Genomic DNA, 3,174 nt, shown 5'->3' on the forward strand with positions numbered 1-3,174 from the left:
GGTCTGCGCGTAGCGTTGCAGGTCGACCGGCTTGTCGGTGCTGCGGTAAGGGGTCGAAAGCCCGCCGCCGATGGAGAAGGCTTCGATGTCTACGCCCAGGCGGCCGATCAGCTCGATCATCGACCGGGCTACCTGCTCCAGGTGTTGGTAATCCACCCCGGAGCCAATATGCATGTGCACGCCGACCAGGTGCAGGCCGTGGGTTTTGATGCAGGCCAGCGCCTCGTCCAGTTCTTCATGCCAGATGCCGTGCTTGCTGTTCTCGCCGCCGGTGTTGGTCTTGCGGCTGTGGCCGTGGCCGAAGCCCGGGTTGATGCGGATCCAGACGCGGTGGCCGGGGGAGCGTTCACCCAGCTGGCGCAGCATGTCGATGGAACCGGCGTTGACTTCGATCTTCGATTCCACCACCCGCTCCAGGGTTGGCCGGTCCAGTGCATCGCAGGTCAGCACCACGCCAGCGGGGTCGCCGTCCACGCTGGCACCGGCGGCAAAGGCCCGCTCCATTTCACCCAGCGACACCGCGTCCAGCACCAGGCCATGGGCGCGCATCAGGCGCAGCACGTGCAGGTTGGGGTTGGCTTTCTGGGCGAAGCGTACGGTGTCGAATACCTTCAGTTGTTCAACGCGCTTGGCGATGGTGCTGGCGTCGTAGGCCCAGAGGGGCGATCCATGTTGATGAACCGCCGCGGCCAGGGTCGTGAAGGGTGCAGTCATGCTGGCATTACTCGTAGTGGGTAGATGTGCAGGATGCGTGAAAGAGTGGATTCAGAAAAATAGCTATTTTTCTACTCGCCATTCATATCTGATATACCCATCGTTGTTGCGCAGGTGTAGCCGTGAAACTGTCCGTCCGCCATATCGAAGTGTTCCGCGCCATCATGGCCGCTGGCAGCGTCACCGGCGCGGCGCGGCTGCTGTTCACCTCGCAGCCCACCGTCAGCCGAGAGCTGGCACGGCTGGAGCAGGTCACCGGCCTGAACCTGTTCGAGCGCGAGGGCGGGCGCCTGGTGGCAACCGCCCAGGCGCTGCTGTTGATCGAAGAGGTCGAGCGCGCCTATCTCGGGCTGGAGCGCATCGAGCGCTTTGCCCAGGCCATCCGCAATTTCGAGCAGGGCCGGTTGGCCATCACCTGCCTGCCGCTGTTTTCCCAGACCTTGCTGCCCAAGGCCTGCCAGCGCTTCCATCAGCAGCACCGCGGCGTGAGTGTGAGCATTTTGGCGCAGGAGTCGCCGTTGCTGGAGGAGTCACTGGTTGCCCAGCAGCACGACCTTGGCCTGACCGAGGTCGAGCAGATGCCGCGCGGCGCCTACGGCGAGCTGCTGTTCAGCGCCAACATGGTCTGTGTGCTGCCCCATGGGCACCCGTTGCAAGCCAAGGCTGAACTGGAATTGAGCGATTTCCATGAAGTGGACTTCATCAACCTGGCCAGCCTGGACACCTACCGCCAGCGCCTGGACCAGCACTTCCGTGCGGCGGGGGTGAACCGCCGCACGGTCATCGAGACCACCAGCGCCGCGTCGGTGTGCGCCATGGTCAGGCAGGGCCTGGGGGTGGCGATCATCAACCCGCTGAGTGGGCTGGAGGCCGCGCAGGGCGGTTTGCCGATCCGCCGCTTGCGGGTGTCAGTGCCGTACCAGGTGATGCTGATCAGGCCCGACCACCGGCCGGCTTCGGCGGCGGTGGAGCCGTTTTGCGATGCGTTGCGGGTGCAGGCTGAAGCAATGCAGGCAGCATTGCGCTAGCGCCTGGCTCGGCTCAGGATTTTGTGCTGTCTGTACCGTCCTTATCGCCGGCAAGCCAGCTCCCACAGGTACTGCACATGGCTTGGGGCAGCGGTGGTCGGTGTGGGAGCTGGCTTGCCGGCGATAAGGCCAGTACAGGCAATACGGGTAGGCCCCTATGGGAAATCTGCGTTTCAGAGCTCGCAGACGAAGGTACCGGTCCCGGCCAGGATGTTTTCCAGGGTTTCCTTCACTTCATCCATGTCACTCAGGTCACTGGTCAGGTTGATCTCCAGCACCTCGTCCCCCTTCAGCGCATCACGGTCGCCGGCGGCGACTTCGATCAGCAGGCGCTTGGCGCTCAACGTCACTTTCAGCCCGTCCAGCGTCGACGGCTCGTCATCCAGGGTCAGGTCGACGGTGTCTTCGTCCGGATAGCGGGTCAGCAGGAACATCTGGCCCTTGTCGCTGTGGCAGCACAGCGTGGCCATGTTGTCTTCCTCGTCATCGCAAGGGGTGGCGAAGAGCAGGGCGGTATCGATTTGCATGGACAAGGCTCGGATCAAAGGAAACGGAAGGGAATTCTGACAGTCTTGCTTACATGCATAAACGTAAAGTTACCGCCCCTTGACCGAAATTGTCGCAGCGCTGCAAGCCTTGATGACCGATCAGTCGTTAAGCTTCGCCCAGCCCTGGGCGTGCCTGCGCACGTCCAACGTCTGGTTTTTACCGTCCGCCTTGCTACGGGTTGGCTATCGTTGACCCGTACACGGCGCACGCAGCGACGCTCCAACTAATACAAAGCCCAAGCGGAGTACCACAGATGGCGTTCTTCACCGCAGCCAGCAAAGCCGACTTCCAGCATCAACTGCAAGCGGCCCTGGCGCAGCACATCAGCGAGCAGTCCCTGCCACAAGTGACGCTGTTCGCCGAGCAGTTCTTCGGCATCATCTCCATGGACGAACTCACCCAGCGAAGGCTTTCCGACCTGGCCGGCTGCACCCTCTCGGCCTGGCGCATCATCGAGCGTTTCGACCCCGAATACCCGCAAGTGCGGGTGTACAACCCCGATTACGAACGCAACGGCTGGCAGTCGACCCATACCGTGGTCGAAGTGCTGCACCACGACCTGCCATTCCTGGTCGACTCGGTGCGCACCGAGCTCAACCGCCGCGGCTACAGCATCCACACCCTGCAGACCACCGTACTCAGCGTGCGCCGTGGCGCCAAGGGCGAGCTGCTGGAGCTGCTGCCCAAGGGCACCCAGGGCGAGGGCGTGCGTCATGAGTCGCTGATGTACCTGGAGATCGACCGCTGCGCCAACGCTGCCGAGCTGACAGTGCTGACTCGCGAAATCGAGCAGGTGCTGGCCGAGGTGCGGGTGGCGGTTGCCGATTTCGAACCGATGAAGGCCAAGCTGCGGGAAGTGGTGGCGCAGGTGGAACAGACTGCC

At 63.0% G+C, this 3,174-nt stretch carries 2 protein-coding genes and 2 pseudogenes; 2 read left to right on the forward strand and 2 right to left on the reverse strand.

Annotation, left to right across the window (positions count from 1 at the left end):
- A pseudogene (locus HP546_RS28160) lies at window positions 1-714 on the reverse strand (diaminopimelate decarboxylase); the annotation flags it as partial.
- Window positions 715-836: 122 nt separating this feature from the next.
- Here HP546_RS28160 and HP546_RS28165 point away from each other — a divergent pair.
- The gene (locus HP546_RS28165; RefSeq protein WP_172232472.1) at window positions 837-1,742 is read left to right on the forward strand and encodes a LysR family transcriptional regulator; all 906 of its coding nucleotides are present in this window, start codon (window positions 837-839) and stop codon (window positions 1,740-1,742) included.
- A gap of 173 nt (window positions 1,743-1,915) precedes the next feature.
- Here the strand turns inward: HP546_RS28165 and HP546_RS28170 are convergent, their stop codons facing one another.
- Window positions 1,916-2,269 carry a hypothetical protein gene (locus HP546_RS28170; protein ID WP_172232475.1) on the reverse strand — a complete coding sequence of 118 codons (354 nt, stop codon included), beginning with the start codon at window positions 2,267-2,269 and terminating at the stop codon, window positions 1,916-1,918.
- A gap of 275 nt (window positions 2,270-2,544) precedes the next feature.
- Here HP546_RS28170 and HP546_RS28175 point away from each other — a divergent pair.
- Window positions 2,545-3,174 (forward strand): annotated as a pseudogene (locus HP546_RS28175) (NAD-glutamate dehydrogenase domain-containing protein); the annotation flags it as partial.

The organism is Pseudomonas sp. CM25, assembly GCF_013179705.1.
Lineage (GTDB): Bacteria > Pseudomonadota > Gammaproteobacteria > Pseudomonadales > Pseudomonadaceae > Aquipseudomonas.